The sequence below is a fragment of the Chitinophaga horti genome, assembly GCF_022867795.2.
Classification (GTDB): domain Bacteria; phylum Bacteroidota; class Bacteroidia; order Chitinophagales; family Chitinophagaceae; genus Chitinophaga; species Chitinophaga horti.
Window position 1 is genome coordinate 5,144,750 of the sequence record NZ_CP107006.1, and the last position, 20,950, is coordinate 5,165,699.

17 protein-coding genes are annotated in these 20,950 nt (G+C 49.5%); 1 reads left to right on the top strand and 16 read right to left on the bottom strand.

The features are described 5' to 3' along the window. Positions 1–160 precede the first annotated feature (160 nt). The 16 genes from MKQ68_RS20695 to MKQ68_RS20770 form a co-directional block, all read right to left on the bottom strand. Positions 161–709, bottom strand: a complete 549-nt coding sequence (locus MKQ68_RS20695; protein WP_264280759.1) for a DUF4136 domain-containing protein — start codon at positions 707–709, stop codon at positions 161–163. Between the two features lie 43 nt (positions 710–752). Continuing rightward, positions 753–1,295: a DUF4136 domain-containing protein gene (locus MKQ68_RS20700; protein ID WP_264280760.1), complete on the bottom strand. Its 543-nt coding sequence runs from the start codon at positions 1,293–1,295 to the stop codon at positions 753–755. A gap of 218 nt (positions 1,296–1,513) precedes the next feature. Beyond that, the gene (locus tag MKQ68_RS20705) at positions 1,514–2,599 is read right to left on the bottom strand and encodes a TlpA disulfide reductase family protein (RefSeq protein ID WP_264280761.1); all 1,086 of its coding nucleotides are present in this window, start codon (positions 2,597–2,599) and stop codon (positions 1,514–1,516) included. Between the two features lie 21 nt (positions 2,600–2,620). Beyond that, on the bottom strand, positions 2,621–4,111 hold the full coding sequence (locus tag MKQ68_RS20710; protein ID WP_264280762.1) for a PKD-like family lipoprotein: 1,491 nt from the start codon (positions 4,109–4,111) through the stop codon (positions 2,621–2,623). Positions 4,112–4,129: 18 nt separating this feature from the next. Next, entirely contained in the window at positions 4,130–4,864 is a 735-nt protein-coding gene (locus MKQ68_RS20715; protein WP_264280763.1) for a DUF4843 domain-containing protein, read from the bottom strand. A gap of 14 nt (positions 4,865–4,878) precedes the next feature. After that, a complete protein-coding gene (locus MKQ68_RS20720; protein WP_264280764.1) occupies positions 4,879–6,357 on the bottom strand; it encodes a RagB/SusD family nutrient uptake outer membrane protein in 1,479 nt (492 codons plus the stop codon). Positions 6,358–6,367: 10 nt separating this feature from the next. Next, positions 6,368–9,826 carry a SusC/RagA family TonB-linked outer membrane protein gene (locus tag MKQ68_RS20725; protein WP_264280765.1) on the bottom strand — a complete coding sequence of 1,153 codons (3,459 nt, stop codon included), beginning with the start codon at positions 9,824–9,826 and terminating at the stop codon, positions 6,368–6,370. A 103-nt stretch (positions 9,827–9,929) separates the two neighbouring features. Then, positions 9,930–11,051, bottom strand: coding sequence for a FecR family protein (locus MKQ68_RS20730; protein ID WP_264280766.1), 1,122 nt, complete (start codon positions 11,049–11,051; stop codon positions 9,930–9,932). A 75-nt stretch (positions 11,052–11,126) separates the two neighbouring features. Continuing rightward, positions 11,127–11,669, bottom strand: coding sequence for a sigma-70 family RNA polymerase sigma factor (locus tag MKQ68_RS20735; protein WP_264280767.1), 543 nt, complete (start codon positions 11,667–11,669; stop codon positions 11,127–11,129). 162 nt (positions 11,670–11,831) lie between these two features. Continuing rightward, complete coding sequence (locus MKQ68_RS20740; protein WP_264280768.1) at positions 11,832–13,409, bottom strand: M28 family peptidase; 1,578 nt, start codon at positions 13,407–13,409, stop codon at positions 11,832–11,834. 117 nt (positions 13,410–13,526) lie between these two features. Beyond that, positions 13,527–13,985 (bottom strand): ribose 5-phosphate isomerase B, encoded by a 459-nt coding sequence (gene rpiB, locus MKQ68_RS20745; RefSeq protein WP_264280769.1) that lies wholly within the window; start codon positions 13,983–13,985, stop codon positions 13,527–13,529. Positions 13,986–14,033: 48 nt separating this feature from the next. Further along, entirely contained in the window at positions 14,034–14,882 is an 849-nt protein-coding gene (gene tatC / locus MKQ68_RS20750; protein ID WP_264280770.1) for a twin-arginine translocase subunit TatC, read from the bottom strand. 716 nt (positions 14,883–15,598) lie between these two features. Continuing rightward, positions 15,599–16,867, bottom strand: a complete 1,269-nt coding sequence (locus MKQ68_RS20755) for a hemolysin family protein (protein ID WP_264280771.1) — start codon at positions 16,865–16,867, stop codon at positions 15,599–15,601. Between the two features lie 103 nt (positions 16,868–16,970). Continuing rightward, positions 16,971–17,540: a guanylate kinase gene (gene gmk, locus MKQ68_RS20760; protein ID WP_264280772.1), complete on the bottom strand. Its 570-nt coding sequence runs from the start codon at positions 17,538–17,540 to the stop codon at positions 16,971–16,973. 78 nt (positions 17,541–17,618) lie between these two features. Continuing rightward, positions 17,619–18,929: a UDP-N-acetylglucosamine 1-carboxyvinyltransferase gene (gene murA, locus MKQ68_RS20765; RefSeq protein ID WP_244835844.1), complete on the bottom strand. Its 1,311-nt coding sequence runs from the start codon at positions 18,927–18,929 to the stop codon at positions 17,619–17,621. Continuing rightward, entirely contained in the window at positions 18,926–19,633 is a 708-nt protein-coding gene (locus MKQ68_RS20770; RefSeq protein ID WP_264280773.1) for a DUF4290 domain-containing protein, read from the bottom strand. Before MKQ68_RS20770 ends, murA begins: the two co-directional genes overlap by 4 nt. Before the next feature lie 254 nt (positions 19,634–19,887). Between MKQ68_RS20770 and MKQ68_RS20775 the strand changes: the two genes are divergently transcribed. Beyond that, the gene (locus tag MKQ68_RS20775) at positions 19,888–20,673 is read left to right on the top strand and encodes an SDR family oxidoreductase (RefSeq protein ID WP_264280774.1); all 786 of its coding nucleotides are present in this window, start codon (positions 19,888–19,890) and stop codon (positions 20,671–20,673) included. Positions 20,674–20,950: the final 277 nt, after the last annotated feature.

The window sequence follows — 20,950 nt, forward strand, 5'->3', positions numbered from 1 at the left end:
TCGTAATAATTAAACTTCTTTCCGAAGCGTGTAAAAGTACGATATGATAGCGGGATGGAAAAATCTGCCGGAGAATTATCGCCGTGGTGTTGTGTTTCAGCGGGTTACCAGGCTGGGTGGACGTGTGATATTAACAGAAATTCTATTATAAAGAATCTGCCTAGTGCAATTTCTTTAACAGGGTGGATGCGGTGGCCGTTATACTGGCTTTCAGGTGTTTTTCTTTGCCGTAGCGGTTGTCGCTGGTGGCGACGTGCCAGATCAGTTTACCGTTACTTTTATCGTAAATCTGCAGCACGGCACGTCTTTGTTTGTACTCAGCACCGCGGGAGCCCATTCTTTGTACGGGCACTTCTGCGGGCAGGCCGCCGAGCATTCTCAGCTCCGGGGCGGTGAAGGGCAGCCGGTTCGTAGCGCCGGAGTTCATGGTGAACGTAGCCATGCCATATCGTATCATAAGATCCCCGGCTTCCGCTTCCTGCAGGCCAGCCAACGTTAACATACGCACAAGTTCCCAGCGCAGCAGGTGGTTTTCGCCGGCGAGCCGCTCTACGAGGGGGCCAGATACACCCATTTCTTCTACCAGTGTAAAGGTCTTGTAAGGAGCCAGGCTGGGACGACGGCGCTCAGGATAACGTTCAGCCACTTTAACGGATGACGAACACGCGGAAAATACAATAACAACGAGGGTGTAAAAAACAACTTTCATGGGACGTAATAGTCACCCAATATACAAAAAGCAGCCGGTTCGTCTAACGTATATCCTTAAACAATTCCGCTACGGCGGCGGTCACCTGCGCCTCGCGCCGGCTGGCCTTCGGCGACACCACATCTTCTACTACACCGCGCCATACCATTTTGTTCTGCGCACGATCCACCAGGTGAATAGTAGCGGTACCTTCCTTATAGCGGCCCACTTCTATTTCCTCACTCTTCCAGGAATAGCGGCGCTGCCCTACGTAACGGGGTGCCTCGCGAATATCGGTCTGGCGGGTTTGTACTTTTTCCTGTAACACCAGGCCAATATTTACTTCCAGGTCGGGATTAGCCGCCTGGTGCAGGCCGTGTAACGTCAGCTGACGGGCAATTTCTCGCTGCAGCATGGTAACGCCCTGCCGGTAAGCCGCATCCGGAACGGTGGAGTCGCCGGAGGCGGAGACTTCGTAAAAGTTAAATGTTTTGTATGACGAAAGCGAGAAACCGTCGGCCGGTTCGCGGTCGACTACGCGAGTGGTACTGCAGGCGGCGAGCAACAACAGCAGGGCGGGCATCAGTATCAAAAATATTCTTTTCATGGCTGGATGAGTTGATCGGTGATTAAACTGCAATAAGAATACCGGTTTGTAACGCCAGAGGCCGTCCAAAATTTGCAGACGCAAGGGGGATGACCCAAAAGTGAATGAAGGCTTTGAGAATCGCTTAAACGATGACAAGTTTCGATCAGGTAACCCGAATAAATTAGGGCTGACCAATACTTTTTGGTCAGCCCTTTATCATCCTATCACGATGCGGATTATTTTCCCGCGAACAATTGTGCAAGCTTTTGCTGCAAGGCTTCTTCCCGCAGGTCTTTGGCAATTACCTTACCGGACGGGTCCAGCAGGAAGTTGGTAGGCACCGCGCGTATACCGTATTCTTCCACGATATCGCTTTTCCATCCTTTCAGATCGCCCACGTGCGACCAGGCCAGGCCGTCTTTTGCAATCGCGGCCAGCCAGGCATCTTTCTTCGTATCCAACGTTACACCCAGTACTTCAAAACCTTTGTCGTGGTACTTGTTAAACGCAGTCACCACGTTCGGGTTCTCTTTGCGGCAGGGGCCGCACCAGCTGGCCCAGAAGTCGACCAATACATATTTACCGCGGTAGCTGGAGAGTTTAACGATGTTGCCGGCAGTATCTGCCAAAGCAAATTCAGGCTTGGCGCCAATGCCCGTCTTGGCAGCGATCTTCCGTATCTCGGTGATTTCTTTACCGTATACAGAATTAAGTGCTTCCGGTTTCAGTTTTGGCAGCAGCAAGTCTACTTTTTCCGGCGCAGGGTAATTGATGTAACGATCGATGATGACCCAGGGTGCCACCGGTGACGCGGGGTATTTACGTACCAACGTAAACACCGCTGTGTCCAGCTCCCGTTGAAGATCGTCGAACAGTCCACGTACTTCGGCGATGGCCGCCGTATCTTTTACTTTATTCGCAGCATCCAGGCGTTTGTAATAACCACCCGCCTTAGGCGTAATGCTGTTCCAGGCGTCAAACCATTCCCTTAAGTGGGTGTTGTAGCGCGAGCCGGTAAAGGTTACGTCCTTAAACGTAGTATCGGTTTTCAGGCTTAATACACCTTTGTCAGAAAAAAACGAATATCCCCTGCGGGTACCGGCCACGTTCAGGTAATACATTTCTCCCGCGTTGGTCCCTTTGTAGGTGAACTTTCCGTCCTTCACCATTACCGAGTCGTTTACCTGTTTTTTCGCTTCTGTATGGGAAATGTAAAGTTTACCGGCGCTCATGCCCTTCACTTCGCCATTCAGCACAAAGCCCGGTTGCTTTTGCGCATATGCTGCCGTAGTAGCCAGCAGCAGTATCATGATCTTTTTCATACCTGGTGTATTTTTTAATGGTTATGGTATTTTTAACGCGAGGTCTACGACACGGGCAAAGCCTTCGTATTTCACGCGATAGTTGGTAAAATCTCCAACGTTATTCAGATCAAAAAAGTATACACGCCCCTGTGTTCCATCCCAGGTAACGGCCAGCAATTCGGACCCCAATAACTGGTTACGCTTATATTTCAGCAAGGTAACTGTTTCTTCCGCAGGGAAGCTAAACTTCTGCGTCGTCGTGTTAGATGTAGACTCGTAGCGGTGAATGGTGTTGCCGGTGGCGTAGTAGATATGCGGCGTTAAGGTAGAGGATGCGATCGCCGTTTTGGTCAAAATTCCCGGGGCGTTCATCTGCACTTTTTGCAGGGCCAGGTCTTGCGAGGCGCCTGTAGCTACCACGAGTTTAAAGCGCAGCAGCCATGGATTATTTGCATCGTCTTTCATGACTGCATTGTACTCACGTGTTACGTTCGCCGTATCCATGAACAACATTTCCATGCCGACGTTGTTCATATCGAAAAGGGAGCCGCTCACCACGGGCAGCGTTTGCAGTTTGGAAGTACCTACGGAGTAAAAACGTTTGCCGATCTGGTCGTACGTTACCGCCGTATAAGTAGAGCCGCCTGCCACATAAGGCGCCATACGGTAATTAAAATCACCTTCGGGTTTGCTCAGCTGCTGACCAAACTTTTTCGTACCAGGGAAGCCACCTACTAAGTTGGAATGCACTTTACCATTATTGATAATGATGCCCTGTGTCGGCGACGTATTACTGGTAGATGCCCAAAACAGGCGTTGTGGTTTAATGACATCCGGCGGTAAAAAGAAAATGTACTGGTAGTCCCACAGCTTCACCATCGTTTGATAATTGAGCTCGATCGCACTATTCTCTGACAAAAGATGGATCTCTTTTGAATCTACTGAGTAACCATCGCTCACCTGGTAATAAGTCATATCCAACTTCACTGGCTTACCGGGTAACATTCCGCCGTTCAGGAGGCTGTAAATATTCCGTTCCACCGTGCCATTGGGCATGATCATAGAAAGGTCGCCGCCGGTATTCCTGTCTTCCAGCACCAGCCAGCCGGTACCATACTTGTTTACCATGGTCATATCCCAGAAGATAGCGTTACTTACGCCGGTATTTTTATCGGTTACCCGGTAGGAGAGGCGGTAGCGCTGACCCAATACAAAGGGCGGGGCCGACACCTTGATCGCCAAAGCCTTTGTGGTAGCGATCACCGTTTTAGGCAATGCGTAGGAAGAGCTGGGTGAGTTGTCGAACACCATCCATTCGTACGTTAAGCTGTCTTCATTAGTGGCAGCAGACTGTGTAACAACAGGTGCTATTTTTAATGAGTCGCCGATGATTACCGACATGGTACGGCTTGTTGTGTCGGAAATAGTAATCCGGTTAATATCGATGTAATCGTAATTACCCTTGTCTTTATAGCAGCCCGCCGCCAGCAGTGCAAGCGCCAGACACATTATGATGGGAGTGAATTTCATGCTTTACTTTTTTAGCGGTTAAGGGAATACAACACGTTCTCCGTTTTCGTCGATCATCGGACCATTCGCCAGTTCATAGTTGTTCAGGGCGTATTTCACCGACTGGATATAAAATGCCTGGTCACCGGGAAAGATTGCACCGGTCCAGTTGGTGCGGCCAGTCACCTGTATCATAAACCTGAACTTCGTTTGGGAGAAGGTACCGAAATTTGATGCCAGGCTATTGTCCCAGTTGCCCGGCTTCAACAGCTGATCGGTAACGGTAAGCTTGTAATGCAGGCGGTCCAGCTTATTGGCAGCAGCGTTCGGAATATCGGAATACCCTGGCAGAAAATCGGCCGAGCTGTCAATTTCAAACACCACATGCAGCGTACTATCCTTCAAACCGGGGCGGCGATACAGGATAACCGGCACACGTGTTTCGAATGCTTTCGCCGGCATTACCAGCTCTTTTATTTCATAGTGATAACCTGCTATTGCGGTGGAACTGTCCAGCGCTTTAATAGCGATTACCCGGTCCCGATCGGCTGCAGAGCCCATAATACGGAAGGTGAGCCAGGCAGTGTCATGCTGCACATTATCCGCACCAACAGCAAAGGAGTATACGATGCTATCGGGATTGACGATAAATTTAGTGAAGTAGATCCTTGGATCTTCCTGGTACATTAACCGTTCTTCTTTACCGCATGCAGTAAGCAATGCGGAGCCGAGCAGTATTGAAAGTATGAAGCGTTGTATTTTCTGAATTTTCATCTGGCTTGTTTTAGTTATTTACCAAATTCGATTTGCGCCAATGGCATCGGGAAGGTGTACTTCGCCTGTGTCATGGTGCCGGCTACACCATCCGGAACGGTAGTGGCATTGGTACGTTTCAGGTAGAACCAGTATTGACCTTCTCCGTAAAACTCTTTACGGTATTCCTTACCTATTTCGGCATTGAGGTTGCCAGAACTGGTGAGGGCCGGCAAACCGCGTGCGGTACGTACCTGGTTCAGGAACACCAGGCCTTCGTCAGCCGTGGCGGATGCTTCGGCAGCGATGTAGTACATCTCCGGCAAACGCATCACCGGTACCAGCTTTTGCTTTACGTTATCAGGGTTATCGTTGTAGTATTTTTTGGTGTAGATAAAACCACTGGCGTTAGCCGCGGTCCAGAGGATGCGTGCATCGGGCAGGCGGATATCGGTACCATAACCCGGCAACGAACTTTCATAAGCCGCGTTCATTTTTGTGAGGGTCGAATACAGATCGCGGTTATCATCGCGCGCCAAAGGTGCGGGCTTGAAGAAGTCTTCCGCATGGCGCCGCAGGCCTGATGAATACACAGAAAATATATGTTCGCGGCTGAAGGTAAGATCGGATGCCAATGCGGCAGGATCAGCATTCAGCTCTGAGGACGCGATGAAGCGAAACTTATTGCTTTGTATCACTTCCCGTGCATATTTTAATGCGTTGATCTTATCTCCTTTATACAGGTATAATCTTGCCAGTGCTGCTTTCACCGCCCAATAGTTCAGGTGGTTCTGGCGGTACATGGTAAACAGGTCCAGGCTTACGGAACCCTGGTTGTCGGCGATCTGGTCGATGTTGGTATTTACCGCGAGCAGCTCGTGTGCAGCCAGTAAATCCTGTTCTGCTTTACCTAATACCGCGTCCATACTTTCTGCTTCCTGCGGGTTGATCGTGAATGCGCTCATGTAAGGAATGGCCTTCGTCGCAGCATTCTGCCCGTTGAGGTAAGCCGGCGCAAACATCCGCAACAGCTCGAAGTGCTGAAATCCGCGGAATGCGAGGCTCTCCCCTTTAATGATATTGTATGCCTCACCACCCAGCATGCTTTGCTTACCTTCGATGTTTTTAAGAATATAGTTCGCCTGCGCGATCAGCTGGTACGATCCGCCCCACATGCCAGCTACGGTAAATTCGGCATCGAGGTTAGCACCTATCACCGTATTGGTATAAGTAGCCCTGGCCCAATAGCCCCAGTATAGACCAGACGCCTTATTCTCATATCGCCCGGCCAGCACATCGATAGCGCCGAAGGTGAGGTTACGGCCGTAGAGCGAGTCGCCTGCGGCCAGCTGGTACATGCCGAACAGGGCGTCGATAAAGCCCTGCCTGGTGCTGAACTGTTTATCCTCACGCACCTGTGTTTTAGGCGACACATCCAGCCATTTGGAGCAGGATGAAAGCGTGAGCACAGCGCCCGCCACGATCAGTAATGTATATTTTATGCTGAATCTCATATTTCCTCTTTTAAAAACTGGTTTGTAATTGGAGCGTAAACGTGCGGCTGAACGGATAGATCAAACCACGCTCGCGTTGAATGCTCGTAAAGCGGAACAGGTCGCCCGTAAAGAAGGTGACACGGGTGTTTTGCACGCCCAGCCTGTTGTTAAGTGCATCCGGGAAACGGTAGTAGGCCGACAAGCTTTCGCAGATCAACTCGTTCTGGTCCTGCACAAAGCGGGAGGAGGCGTAGGTAGTACCGGTGGCAAATCCACCTGCATTCAGCAGGCCTTTAAAGAAGGTTTTATCCCCCGGCTGGCGCCAGCGCTCTTCTGACACGCGGCGATCTACGTTATACATCTGGTACTGCACGTTCTCTACCCGATCGATGAGGGTTTGGTTATACGCCTGTCCGCCCAAACGGAAACGGAAGAACATATTCATACCGATGCCGCGCAGCTCGAAGTTGGTACCGAACGTGCCCTCTATTTTTGGACGGGCATCCCCAACGATCACCTGGTCGAGCGGATTGTAATTGTTGGTCAGTTTGCCATCACGCGTCTCGTATATTTCCAGTCCGGTGGATGGATCTATACCCCTGGACTTCACCGCCCAAATTGCATTCACGCTCTGACCTTCCGCATACCGGATGATCGGGGTGGTAGACCTTGCCGTATCGGCCTTTTCGTTCATCGCCTTCAGTGTATTAGATACCTTTTCGATGGTACTCTTTACGTGGAACGCATTCACAAAAACAGACCAGTTATCGCGGGACTTAGCGTTATTGATGATGTTTACCCTGGCGTTTACTTCGAAACCTTTGCTCAGCACATCGCCCATATTCTCTGCATAGTTGCGGAAGCCGGAAGATGGTGCGAGAGAAATGGTGGCAATGCTGCCGCGGGTACGTTCTACGAAATAGTTCGCGGTAACATCTATCAGGCTTTTGAACAATGTGATGTCCGCACCCAGGTTGCTCTTCCTGGTTTGTTGCCACGAAAGCGACGGGTTACCGTATCCTAAGAGATAAGTACCGATAACACCCCTATACTCCGTACCCGTAAAGTACTGGCTGGTATTGAGGCCCAGGTAGCTGGGAAAGTTTTGCGAGCCGGTAGAACCGTAAGAATAACGCAGTTTCAAACGATTCACAAAAGACAGGTCTTTTACAAATTGTTCGTTATGCAAGTTCCAGCCTGCACCAGCCGACCAGAAAGGCGCAAAGCGATTTTCGGCACCGAATTGCGACGAACCATCCAGGCGGTAAGATAAATCGATCAGGTAGCGGCTGTCGTAAGCGTAACTCAGGTTGCTCAGGTAACCGGCCAGGCGGGAGCGAAACTCCGAACCAATAGGCCTGGCATTTACCGGGAAGCGGTTACCGAGTGTAAGCTGATCCAGAGAGGGATTAGGAAAACCCTGCACCTGGAACTGCTCCGTCGTATACTGTACATCCTGGAAGTTGGCACCTATTGTACCAAACACCGTATGATCACCGAAATGCCTGGTGGCATCGGCAGTTACCATTGCTTCGGTTGTCGTGCGGCGGCCATAGCCCTTATCGTACGTACCTTTCTCGAAAGTAGGCACCTGTACGAACGAGGTATGTTGCGCCGGCTTAAACATGTCCCTTTCATCCCTTTGCTGCGTAAACGCCAGCCTGGTAGATAAACGCAGCCAGCTTAACGCCTGCCATTGTGCCGCAAAGTTGTTGGTAACGTTTTGATACGTGCTCCTGTTAACGGTATTAAGCCCGGCATTGTACAGCGGGTTTACCGCCCTGCCAGGCCTTTGACCGTCAAGGTTATCATAGAGATCGAAGTTTCTCAGGTAAGTACCGTCATTTGCGTACAATTCTTCCATGTACACTTTCATAGTACCATCGGCGTTATAAGGCGTCCAGTAAGGGTTCAGGCGCGTGTATTGTGCGAAGGAACCATAAGGTGATTCATTACCACGATTGTAAGCGATCGTGAGATCGTTCCTGAACTGGAAATTCTTGTGCCGGTAACTCAGGTAGGTATTGCCGGTAATCGTACGACGGTCGGAACCCTTCATGACACCGAGGTCATTTGCGTAAGTGAGGTTTACGCCGTAAAGCGCTTCCTGTGCGCCTCCTTCCAGGTAGATGTTGTGCTTCTGGCCAATACCGGTACGCAACGGTTTGCTCAGCCAGTCGGTATTAACACCACTTTCTACTGCGGCGAGGCGGGCGCTGTAAAAGTATTTCAGCTGCTCGTCCACATAATTGAACGTGTTGTTATACACACCTGCGCTCTGCTCCAGCTCCAGCTTCTCCCTGGCGTTCAGCAGGTCGTAACCATTGAGGTCCGGTGCTTCTACGAACATGCTGCCGTTGTAGGTGACGCGCAGTTTACCGGCCTGCGGACGCAGCGTTTCAATTACGATAACGCCATTGGCTGCACGCGAACCGTAAATCGCCGTAGCAGCAGCATCTTTCAGGATGTCTACTTTCGTGATGCGGTTAATATCGAGATCGTTGATGCGTTGCAAAGTAGTTTCAAACCCATCGAGGATGAACAGGGGGACATTTGGAGCGCTCCCGTAGTTGAATACAGAGGCGGTGCTGTTCACGTCCACCAGGCTGTTACCGCCGCGCAGCACCACTTCGGGCAATGCGTTCGGGTTGGAACCGAGGTTAAGATTTTCAGGCATCTGGAACGATGGGTCCAGCGACTTCAGTGCGGTTAGCACATTGCCGTTGGTCACCTTGCTCAGATCTTCTGCTGTAAAAGAAGTGGCCGCACCGGTAAAGTTTTGTTTAGGGCGGGCAAAGATGCCTGTCACCACCACATCCTTGATCGATTGCTGGCTCACGTTCAATGAATAGCTATAAGTACCGCTATTGGCAAATGGCTTTGTAACCAGTGTTTCATATCCCATAAAGCTGATCTGCAGCCTTGCGCCGGGTTCCACTTTTAAAGCGAAAGTACCCGTGGCGCTACTCACTGTACCGATCTTGGTATCGATCACGGCTACGGTAGCACCAATTACGGGCTCGTTGGTCCTGGCATCCAGCAAGCGACCAGTGATTTCCAGCGGTTGCCCGGGCACTACGTCCGTAGTCCGTGGCGCTCTGTAACCGGACGGCCTGATGATGATCGTGCGCTTGTTGATCGTGTAAGTCACCGGCTGCTCGTCCAGCACCATCTGCAGCACCTCGCTCAGCGGACGGCGTGTAACGTTCACCGTTACCTTCTTCGCCTTTTCAAAATTGGCATTTTCGTACAGGAAAGCGTACCCGCTCTGTTTACGTATCTCCCTGAAAATGTCTGTGAGATTCGCATCTTTCAAATCGAGGGTAATCACCGGCTGCCGGTCTTGCCGCGCACCCAGTACGGGCTGTTGCGACATGGCTTGTAAAACGGGTAAAAGCAGCAGGCACAGGATGGCCAATTGCTTTAACATGCGGGCAAAGCTACGCCCCTCCGCCCGTGCAGGCGGTTTTAAGTAAATACACTTCATACTGTAGTCCTTTAAGTTGACATTAAAAGCAACAATTGCGCATCCAGTTGCGCGGGATAATTATATCCGCTATTGATTCATTTGGTTGATTCCTGTTTCTCGTTTATCGTTCCACTGTTATGGTTGACGGTGAAATGCGGAAATGTACGGCTTCCGTAAGTTCCAGCATTTTTAACACCTCTGATAATTGCTCACTCCTGGCGATCTGGCCCGTTAAGACTTTGCGTTTTAAAATATCTGATGTAAATACTACTTCTACATTATACCAGCGGCCCAACTGTCGCATGATGCCTTCCAGCGGCTCTTCGTTAAAAACGAACATACCGTCTTTCCAGGCAGCCGCATCTTCTATAAACCGATCAACACTTACCTGCAGTTGCTGGCCCGACAACTTTACCTGCTGCCCTGGTTTGATGACGCTGGTAATGGCTTCCCCATTTCTCACTTTGATCGCTCCTTTCAGCAGGGATGTTTTAAACACTTCCTCATGGTAGGCCGATACGTTAAATGATGTTCCCAGTACCTGTACTTCCAACCCGTTTACCTTTACCAGGAAAGGCTGCCCGGCCTTTTGCGCCACTTCAAAATATCCTTCACCCGTTAATTCCACGCTTCTCTCCGCCCCTGCAAATGCCGTCGGGAACCGGAGCGACGAGCTGGCGTTTAGCCATACATTGCTGCCGTCGGGCAGTATCACCTGGTACTGGCCACCGCGTGGGGTGGTAATGGTATTATATAAAACCGGCTTTGGAATGCCTGTTTCTTCTTCGCTGTTATAAGCCAGTTGCGCGCCGGCAATTTTCACGATGCGTGTACCGGCCTGGTTGCCCAGTGTGCCGTTCTGCAAAGTATCCAGCTCCACGATGCTACCATCGCCTAAGGTGAGCGTGGCTTTGTTGCCGCCAGGCTTCACATCATACTGGTAACGCTCCTCTATGCCCGCCAGCACCGGCGTTTCGCTACGCTGCCAGAAGTAGGCGCCCGCAGCAATTAAACCAGTGATGGCTGCCGCAGCTCCCATCCGTAACCACATCGGCCGGCGGGACTTTATCCGCCAATCGACCCGTTGTTTCATCGTGCGATGAAGCTGATCGCCGTCGCCCGGGATGATTTCATCCTGTGGCACCTGGTCGTACCAGGCATGCAACTCAGCCTGCTCAGCTTCCGTCGCCGTCCCTTCCAGGAACTTCTGCGCCAATTGTTGTATGCGTTGTGGAGCCGTCATGTTGCGTATTTGGAAGGGTGTTTAGATATATAGAGACTTGCCGGCACAATTTACCCTTAGCCGGATTCAAAAAAACTAGAAAAAGAAATGAAATGCTTTGCCGAGGTTCATCCTGATCAAACGCAAAGCTTTAGTGAGATGGGCTTCCGCCGTTTTGGGGGATATATTCAGCTGCCGGGCCACATCGCCCAGTGACTGGTCATGTAATTTGGTAGCGCGGAACACGATGCGGCATTTCTCCGGCAGTTCGCCGCTCAGTTTGTTCACCATCTCCAGTAATAACTTGTGTTCCAGCTCGTAGGCGTCTACTCCGGGTTTAATGGCCGCATTGTCGTGTAAGGTCCTGCGCTGCTGTTCGCGTGCCAGGTAACGGTAAACGCCGTAGCGCACCATGGCCGCCAGGTATTTGGAAAGTTCTTCGATAATGAGGGTATGACGCTTCTGCCAGATGGTTACAAATACGTCCTGCACCACTTCTTCGGCGGCGGTAGCATCTTTTAAATGATGCCAGGCGGTGGCGTACAGGCGGTCCCAGTAACGTTCATATATTTCGGTGAACGCACGACCGTCATCTTCCCTGACCAGACCCAATAAATCAGAATCTCCTAACAGACGCATAAACAAAAACTAAAACAGCCCGGTGTATTTTAGATAAATCGCTATAGAAATGGTTGATTATTTGCACAAAATACGCAAAAACAGCGATAATTCTAATACCGTTCAACACACAGGCCTGTAAACAAAAAGGGCCGGCACCATGGCCAGCCCTCTCATAAGTTTTTATTTTTCGTTGCGGTCCACCTTTAACCGGTCTTCCCGGTTGGCGATTTCCCAGGCGGTGTAAAACACCAGCCTCGCACGTTTTTGTAACATCTGGTAACTGATCTTTTCTACGGTATCCGTTTCCTTGTGGTAATCGGCATGCACCCCGTTAAAGTAGAAGATGATCGGAATTTTGTGCTGCGCGAACATGTAATGGTCCGAGCGGTAGTAAAAACGGTTCGGATCATTCGGATCGTTGTAACGGTAATCCAGGTCGAGCTTCGTGTAAGTATTGTTGGCCAATTCGCTGATGGGGCGCAGGTCGGAGCTGAGTTTATCATCGCCGATAACGTACACATAGTTGCTGTCGGATGCGTGCTGCGGATCAATACGACCGATCATATCGATGTTGAGGTCGGCCACTGTGTTCGCCAACGGATAAATTGGGTTATCTGTATAATATTTTGAACCGAGCAAACCTTTTTCCTCTCCGCTCACCGTCATAAACACGATGCTGCGGCGCGGGCCTTTACCAGCTTTTTTCGCTTTGGCAAAAGCTTCAGCCATTTCCATTACGGCAACAGTACCAGAACCGTCGTCGTCGGCGCCATAAAATATTTTGCCATCATGTTTGCCCAGGTGATCGTAGTGTGCTGTAACGAACAGTATCTCGTCTTTCTTATCGGTACCTTCCAGGTAACCCAGCACGTTGCTCGATTTATTATCGATCTGTCCTTTTTTGAAGGTCAGGTTTACCGGCCCACTGGCAGCAGAGGTATACGCGCGACCCGCTTTTACGGAGGCGATCATGCTATCGGCTACTGCTTTACCAAAAACGGTTTCCACGAAAGTCGGTGTAACCAGGTAGGAGTTGGGAATGTACTCCATCGTGGTCATCAGGTTTTCCTTCATGTACACACGTGATTTGGTGTAGCTCTGCACCAGGTATTTTGCCATATTCGGATCGGCCAGCCTGGAGGAGATCACGAATAAAGCCTTTACGCCTTTACCACCCGCCGCTCTTGCTTTCGCTTTGATCTCGGAGTTGGGGGACGGCCTTTTAGATTTAGTAAGCGGGTAATTGCCGTCCGCATCGCGGGGCTCCCCTTCCAGTACCACTACGACCTTGTCGTTAAGGTCGCCCAGATTTTTGTAATCGTCATGCTCTTCTGTGCTGATGCCGTAGCCTGCGAACACCAGCGATGCGTTATTAATATCCTGCGCGGCAGTTTCGCGTACGTTCGCTACATAATCTTTACCGAACGTAAATGTTTGGCGGCCTACCGACAGCGTGCTGGAAGTAACTGTATCCTGCACCATGGAAAAGAATTGCTCCCATTTACCATTAACGCCGGGCTTCAATCCCAGTTTTTTGAAATGAGCGGCGATATAAGCTGCCGCCACACGCTGGCCTTTTGTAGCCGTTTCGCGGCCTTCCGTTTTATCACCGGCAATAAAGTACAGGTGTTTTTTGAGGTCGGCGGCGGTAATGCTGTTGCCGTAGGTATCTGCACCGGGTTTAGACAACGCAGGTGCCTGTGCACAGGCGCTAATGCCGGCTCCCAGCAAACAGGTGAGCAGGGTAAATGTTCTCATATGCAGCGAAATTGGTTTTTTAATGTCGGTTACTGTTAAACAGGTACCGGCAATAGCGGGTAACTATTGCCGGTAAATATAGTTTCGTTCACTGCCGTATAATGGCTCATAAACACATTATGCGCAGGCGATCTTATTTACGCGGTTAGCGTGTCGGCCACCTTCGAACGGTGTGGCGATAAACGTTTCCACCATTTGTTTGGCCACGTCGGTGCTTACAAAACGCGCAGGCACGCTCAGTACGTTGGCGTTATTGTGCCCGCGGGCCAGTCGTGCCAGCTCTTCGCCCCAGCAGATGGCAGCGCGTACGCCCTGGTGTTTGTTAGCGGTAATGGCCACGCCGTTACCACTGCCACAAACCAGTATACCAAAAGCTACTTCCCCTTTTTCCACTGCGAGTGAAAGCGGGTGTGCATAATCCGGGTAATCTACGGAGTCAGGCGAGTTTGTTCCAAAATCTTTTATCTGAATGCCTTTGCCTTCGAGGTAAGAAATGATCTCCTCTTTGTATTCATAACCCGCATGGTCACTGCCGATGGCTACCGGTAAAGCAAGATCAAAAGTATTTTGTTCCATATCTGTGTTAATTAAAGCTGTTTAAGTTAAGGTTGATGCGGTTGCCCGTTAGGACCACTCATCTGCTTTTTCCTCTTCTTCACGTTTACGGTAAACCCTGGCCGATATCACGATGCTGATCTCATACAACAGGTACAAAGGTATGAATACCAGTAATTGGTCCAATATGTCCGGCGGGGTAATTACAGCTGCTAATACCAGCAATACCACAATGGCGTGGCGGCGGTAGGTGCGCATGAAGTTAGGGCCGAGTATGCCGAGTTTAGCCAGGAAGTATACGAGTACAGGCAGCTCGAACAGTACCCCCATACCAAATACGATCTGCGACATGAGGCCGAAGTAATCGGAGAAGAGGAACTGGTTATCGATCTGGTCACTCACATTATAGCCGGCCAGGAAGTTGATGGTAAACGGTGCCACCAGGAAATAACTGAACAACACGCCGATGAAGAACTGGGCGGATACCCAAAAGATAATACCTCTCGAGCCTTTCAGCTCCCGCTCTTTTAAAGCCGGTTTTACGAACTGCCAGAATTCCCAGAAGATGTAAGGCAGCGCGCCCATTACACCGACGATAATCGCCACTTTAAATTGCAGCATGACCATACCGGCCATTTGGGTGTTGAGGAACTTAAAGCTCACCGGTTGCATACACAGTTTGTCGCCCATGCCTAACAGGCCGCCAAGTTTACACAACCACTGGTACGACGGAAAGCCTGGCCGGGTAGGACCAAACACCACGTAATCCAGAATTTCTTTAGTGTATATAAAACCAACTATGGCGAGGGCGATAATTGCAAACGCGGAACGCACCAAATGCCAGCGGAGCTCTTCAAGGTGATCAAAAAACGACATTTCCGCCTTGTCCTCATTGTTGCTGAATATCTTCTTTAACATGTTTATCCTGATAGTAAAGGACACAAATATAGCAGAAGGCATCCAATATATTTCAATAAAGCGACGGGCGGAAAAAAAGAAGAAAGCGGACGGATGGTCCGAATGAGCAGGATTAACGCAAAACCGATTCAGGATTGTAAGGGGCGAAGTGTCGAGGGGTAGGTAAAAAAAAGGAGCCAGCCCGAGAAGAATCAAGAGCCGGCCTTTCATCCATTGTTTGTTAACCCCAAAAAAGTTGAATTCGAGAATGTCTTTTATAGTTCTCTTTAATAATTACTTACACATTTATTTGGCAAGCTAAATTTCTGTAAGTAATTACTGTCAGAGAGCGTTTGAATTTCTGAAACAAAAATAGAAAGAAATCTTGTATTATCAATGTTACAACAAAGTTTTTTACAACCTTTTAACAAAAATCAAATAGACGTGTTAGAAAAAACATCATGATTTGATAATCCGGTAGTTAAATTACTACCAACATTTTATAAATCCGGAATTTTTCAGAAATATGACAATTCTATATAATTCTAGAATATTAATATTCCTAACTAACTGATCTATATGATTTACAAGAACTTCCTTGAAACTGCACCCTACATGAGTTCTACCTCACTTCGGTTGCTGCAGTATAAATGCGTACCGCTTTTCATCTGTTAGAGGCTTATTTTGTATCACTCGAAAAATGGCGTCCTAAAAATGTTGTAAAAATGATGAATTTGCTAGTTCAGGATCTTCAATTTTACCATTTCGATGCGCGTATCGGTCACATTAAGCACGTCAAATTCATAGTCGTCGATGATGATACGCTCTTTTAATTTCGGAATTGTTTCGTGATGCGTGATGATGTAACCACTCAAAGTTTCACTTTCATCCTCCGGAAAATCAAATCCATACTTTTCATTGAGATAGTCCAGCTCCAGGCGACCGGAAAAGATATATTCTTTCTCGGCGATCTGCTTTTCTACGAATTCTTCTACGTCGTGTTCATCTTTAATATCCCCGAAAATCTCCTCCAGTACGTCTTCAATGGTAACAATGCCGGCGGTGCCGCCAAATTCGTCAACCACCCAGGCAATACTTCTCCTTTCCTTATTGAACTTGCTCAGCAGGTCAATAGCGCTCATGGTTTCGGGTACGGCCAGGATGGGATGAATTACCGAACGGATGTCCGACGGTTGTTTGAACATATCCAGCTGGTGAACGTAGCCTAAAATATTGTCGATATTGTTTTCGTAGATAATGATCTTGGAAAGTTTAGTCTCCATGAATTTCTTGCGTGCGTCGGAAATAGGCGCGGTAATGTCCAGCGCTTCAATTTCTTTACGGGGAATGAGGCAGCCACGGATCTTCACGTGCACGAGCGACAAAGCATTCTCGAACAGCTCTGTGTTCAGGTCCTGCCCTTCGCCCATGTGTTGCTGCGATTGGCGAATGTAATGTTCCACATCTACCCGGGCGAAAGAGCTGCGGTTTTCCACGATGCGTACGTTAAACAGGTACTTCAGTATCCACTCGGAAATAGATACCAGCAGGTTGCCTAATATATACAGCGGCTTGGTGAGCAGCGAAATGGGCAGGGCGAAAAAGCTGAGCAGCGACTCGGGGCGGGAGCGGAATACGCTGCGGGGAATAAAAAACCCAAAGAACAGGATGATAAGGGTGGCCACGATAATTTCCATGAACAGGAGAATGGGCAGCAGGCGCGGCGTATCCTGTTCGGGGATGAAGTACGTCCAAACGGGATCCAGCAGGCCCGAAAACAACATACTGTATATTACGGTGGTGATCGTAAGCCCTATCAGGCTGGTGGCAAGTATTCTCGCAGGGTTTTCATTGAAGCCCGCCAATATTTTACCTGTAGCACGTCCCTGCTTTTTCTTCAGTTCGATGCTCAGTTTATTTACGTTGGCAAATGCGGTTTCCATACCGGCAAAAAAGCCGGCCAGCAGGATCAGGGCAACTAATAAGATTATAGTATAAATATCCATCTTAACAAAGATAAAGGATTCCTGTTATTTGTACATCGCTGTAAAAACCATAGGATAGACCAGGTGATGACAAAAAACATACCGGAAGGGCAGGTGCCCGTCCCTAGCTGCGCAGGAAGCTTTCCACGATATTTTTCACCTCCCCGTAAGCCACATCGAGGTGTTCATTTACCACAATCCAGTCAAATTCATGGGAAAACGACAGCTCGTAACGGGCTTTACCGAGCCGTTCTTCCAGGGACGCCTGGGTTTCGGAGCCACGGCCGCTCAGTCGTTCGCGCAGGGCGTCGATAGAGGGGGGCTGGATAAATATGGTAAGGGCATGGCCCAGGTATTTTTCTTTGATGGACAGGGCGCCCTTTACGTCGATATCTACCATGGGTACACGATCCTCCTTCCAGATGCGTTCCAGCTCACTTTTAAGGGTGCCATAGTATTTACCGGCGTACACCATTTCGTGTTCGGCAAATGCGTCTTCTTCTATTTTTTGCTGAAAATCGTCGGGGGTAAGAAAGTAGTAGTCCCGGCCATGCACTTCGCCTTCGCGGGCCTGGCGGGTGGCTGCAGAAACAGAAAAGGCCAGCTGCGGCATTTCGCCTAACAGTTTTTTTACGATGGTGGTTTTTCCTGCGCCGGAGGGGGCGGTAATGATAATGATCTTTCCTGCTTCCATCCCGCAAAAATAATCTAAAACAAAAAAGGAGAAAAGTAATTCCTACTCTTCTCCTTTCTCTTATGTAAAATTATCTCTTTAGATACGTTTGATATCTGCACCCAGCGCGGTAAGGCGGGCATCGATATATTGATAGCCGCGATCGATCTGGTCGATATTGTGGATGGTGCTTTTGCCTTCGGCGCTTAACGCAGCGATGAGCAGCGACACACCCGCACGGATATCCGGAGACGACATGGTGATACCACGCAGTTTGTGCTGACGGCCTAAACCGATAACGGCGGCGCGGTGCGGATCGCACAGGATGATCTGCGCGCCCATATCGATCAGTTTATCGACGAAGAACAGGCGGCTTTCGAACATTTTCTGGTGGATCATCACGCTACCTTTCGCCTGGGTGGCCACTACCAGCACGATGCTGAGCAGGTCCGGCGTAAAGCCTGGCCATGGGTGATCGGAAATGGTGAGGATAGAACCGTCGATGAACGTTTGTATCTCGTAGCTGTCTTGCTGAGGAATATAAATATCGTCACCACGGAACTCCATCTGGATACCCAGCTGCTGGAATTTTTCGGGGATGATGCCCAGGTTTTCGATACCTGCGTTCTTGATCGTGATCTCGCTCTGCGTCATGGCGGCGAGGCCGATGAAGGAGCCGATCTCGATCATATCGGGCAACATGGCATGCTCGGTTCCTTTAAGGCTGGTTACCCCTTCGATAATGAGCATGTTGGAACCGATACCGCTGATCTTTGCCCCCATACGGTTCAGCATTTTGCTGAGCTGCTGCAGGTAAGGTTCGCAGGCGGCGTTATAGATAGTAGTCGTTCCGCTGGCCATTACCGCTGCCATCAGGATGTTGGCGGTACCGGTTACGGAAGGCTCGTCCAGCAACATAAAAGTGCCTTTGAGGCCGTCTGTTTCCAGGCGGAAGTAGTTATCGTCGTTATCGTATACGAATTTAACACCCAGTTTTTCGAACCCGATGATGTGGGTATCGAGCCTGCGGCGACCGATTTTGTCACCACCCGGCTTGGGAATATATGCCTTGCCAAAGCGCGCCAGCAAAGGACCGGCGATCATCACGGAACCGCGCAGGCGGCCGGATTTCTTTTTAAATTCTGCGCTTTGCAGGTAGGGAATATCGATATTATCGGCCTGAAACTCGCATTTATCGCGGCTAATACGGTTAATCTTTACGCCGATTTCTCCAAGTAATTCGATCAGCAGGTTGACGTCTACAATGTCGGGTATATTGCTGATAGTAACTTTTTCGGGTGTAAGCAAAACAGCGCTGATAATCTGTAATGCCTCGTTTTTAGCGCCCTGGGGAATGATCTCTCCTTTTAAACGGTTGCCACCGCGAACTTCAAAAGCGTTGCTACTCACTTGTTCCTATTTTTGTATTTGTTGTTGTTGTGTTTATTGCCTTGCTTGTTGCCTCCCTGGTTGTTATTGTTGTTGTTGTTCTTGAACTTCTGGTAGTTCTTACGTTTACCGGAGCCACTGCTGTTAGCGGCAGCAGTTTGTGCACGGAAGGCTGCCTGTTGTTCAGAAGCGCTTGCGCTGAAGTTCTCGGTCTGCGATTTGTTGGAACCACCGCCGGGATGGTACTCAAGCTGACCTTTGGAAATGTTATGCAGCTCTGTACGGATCGCGTCGTCATGTACGCTTTCTTTATGCCAGTTGCTGTAAGCGAGTTTCATGTAGTTGGCCACCGTTTGTGTAAACCCTTCCTTCTTTTCCGGGTTTTGTTCTGCGATCGCTTTGTCCATCACCATCTCCAGGTTTTTACCGAAGTGGCGGTTACGCGGGTATTTTTTAGGATATCCTAAACGCTCCGGTTTACGGCGCAAGGTTTCGCGGGTGGGGATGGGGTACGGCGATTCCACGTTCAGTTTGAAGTCTGATATGAGGAACAGGTGATCCCATAATTTATGGCGGAAGTCTTCTACGTTGCGTAAATGTGGGTTAAGTGTGCCCATCAGCTCTATCAGCGCCATAGCATTTGCCTGGCGGTGATTGTCGTCCTTAATGGACAACAGGTATTCTACCATTTTCTGGATGTTGCGGCCATATTCTTTCATAATCATATGGCTTCTGGTGGTATTATATTCCATCACGCACTTTTAAATAACGAAAATAAATGCTTTGCGAAATTACGGCGTCCTAAACGCGAGGGAACTCAGGAGGTTTCTTTGTTCTTTAAGGTAGCGGACGGCCGAAAGTGTAAGTTTAAATTGCAGTAAACCTATATATTTTGCAAACCTAACGAAAAATACCCATAAAAACTTAAATTCCAAATTCCCCGGTTGGCGAAAAGCCTTTATAGGGTTAATTTTAACAAATGGAACTATCACTAAAAGGAAAAACCGCTGTTATATGCGGCGGCTCGCAGGGACTCGGTCTTGCCTCCGCCCGCGAACTGGCCCTGTTAGGCGCTGATTGTATACTTATCAGCCGCGACGAAAAGAACCTGCTAAACGCCCTGCAAACGCTGGATGTATCGCAAGGCCAGCAACACAGTTTTGCAACTGCCGACTCCTCCCAGCCCGACACGGTAAAGGCGGCCATTACAGGCATTACAGCCAAACAACCGGTGAACATCCTCGTGAACAATACCGGCGGACCGGCTGCCGGCCCCATTACAGATGCAGATCCCGAAGCATTTGTGAAAGCATTTTCCATGCATGTGGTGTGCAACCAGCTGCTCGTACAGGCGGTGCTGCCTGGCATGAAAAGCAGCGGTTACGGCCGCATCATCCAGGTGATTTCTACTTCCGTTAAAGCGCCTATTAAAGGCCTGGGTGTTTCCAACACCACCCGTGCAGCCGTAGCCGGATGGGCTAAAACCCTTTCGAACGAACTGGCGCCATTTGGCATTACCGTGAACAACGTGTTGCCGGGTTCTATGACCACCGACCGCTTATTTTCCTTGTTTGAAGCCAATGCCCAGCGCCGTGGGGTAAACAAGTCGGTAATCGAAGCCGAGTGGAAATCCGAAATACCGATGCAACGCTTCGGCGACCCGGCAGAATTTGGTGCAGCCGTAGCCTTTCTCGCATCGCCGGCGGCGGCTTACATTACAGGCATCAGTTTGCCGGTAGATGGCGGCAGGATACCCAGCCTGTAATTACTGACCAGATTTTCGTTTGCTATGCCGGCCACCTTGTTTGTGCCGGTACGGCGCGTCGTGTGTTAACCTTAAGTATGGGATAACTGCGGGATAACACTGGGATACCAGGCCAATATAATACCGATATTACCGGAGAAAAGGTGGATTTGAGGCGGACTTGATGTGGACTTGATGCGGTTATGACGTTGATAATGAATAGATTGCGAGCAACGAGAAAATGAAGAGCAATTGATTATCCATTAGTTGCGAGGATTTTTGGTGATTTTCGCAGCTT

Bases quoted from the DNA above. Each gene is read 5' to 3' on its own strand.
- MKQ68_RS20755 (WP_264280771.1), bottom strand. From the start codon at position 16,867: ATGGATATTTATACTATAATCTTATTAGTTGCCCTGATCCTGCTGGCC.
- MKQ68_RS20775 (WP_264280774.1), top strand. From the start codon at position 19,888: ATGGAACTATCACTAAAAGGAAAAACCGCTGTTATATGCGGCGGCTCG.
- MKQ68_RS20770 (WP_264280773.1), bottom strand. From the start codon at position 19,633: ATGATTATGAAAGAATATGGCCGCAACATCCAGAAAATGGTAGAATAC.
- MKQ68_RS20715 (WP_264280763.1), bottom strand. From the start codon at position 4,864: ATGAAAATTCAGAAAATACAACGCTTCATACTTTCAATACTGCTCGGC.
- MKQ68_RS20710 (WP_264280762.1), bottom strand. From the start codon at position 4,111: ATGAAATTCACTCCCATCATAATGTGTCTGGCGCTTGCACTGCTGGCG.
- MKQ68_RS20730 (WP_264280766.1), bottom strand. From the start codon at position 11,051: ATGACGGCTCCACAACGCATACAACAATTGGCGCAGAAGTTCCTGGAA.
- MKQ68_RS20720 (WP_264280764.1), bottom strand. From the start codon at position 6,357: ATGAGATTCAGCATAAAATATACATTACTGATCGTGGCGGGCGCTGTG.
- MKQ68_RS20740 (WP_264280768.1), bottom strand. From the start codon at position 13,409: ATGAGAACATTTACCCTGCTCACCTGTTTGCTGGGAGCCGGCATTAGC.
- tatC (WP_264280770.1), bottom strand. From the start codon at position 14,882: ATGTTAAAGAAGATATTCAGCAACAATGAGGACAAGGCGGAAATGTCG.
- rpiB (WP_264280769.1), bottom strand. From the start codon at position 13,985: ATGGAACAAAATACTTTTGATCTTGCTTTACCGGTAGCCATCGGCAGT.
- MKQ68_RS20700 (WP_264280760.1), bottom strand. From the start codon at position 1,295: ATGAAAAGAATATTTTTGATACTGATGCCCGCCCTGCTGTTGTTGCTC.
- gmk (WP_264280772.1), bottom strand. From the start codon at position 17,540: ATGGAAGCAGGAAAGATCATTATCATTACCGCCCCCTCCGGCGCAGGA.
- MKQ68_RS20705 (WP_264280761.1), bottom strand. From the start codon at position 2,599: ATGAAAAAGATCATGATACTGCTGCTGGCTACTACGGCAGCATATGCG.
- MKQ68_RS20695 (WP_264280759.1), bottom strand. From the start codon at position 709: ATGAAAGTTGTTTTTTACACCCTCGTTGTTATTGTATTTTCCGCGTGT.
- MKQ68_RS20735 (WP_264280767.1), bottom strand. From the start codon at position 11,669: ATGCGTCTGTTAGGAGATTCTGATTTATTGGGTCTGGTCAGGGAAGAT.
- MKQ68_RS20725 (WP_264280765.1), bottom strand. From the start codon at position 9,826: ATGAAGTGTATTTACTTAAAACCGCCTGCACGGGCGGAGGGGCGTAGC.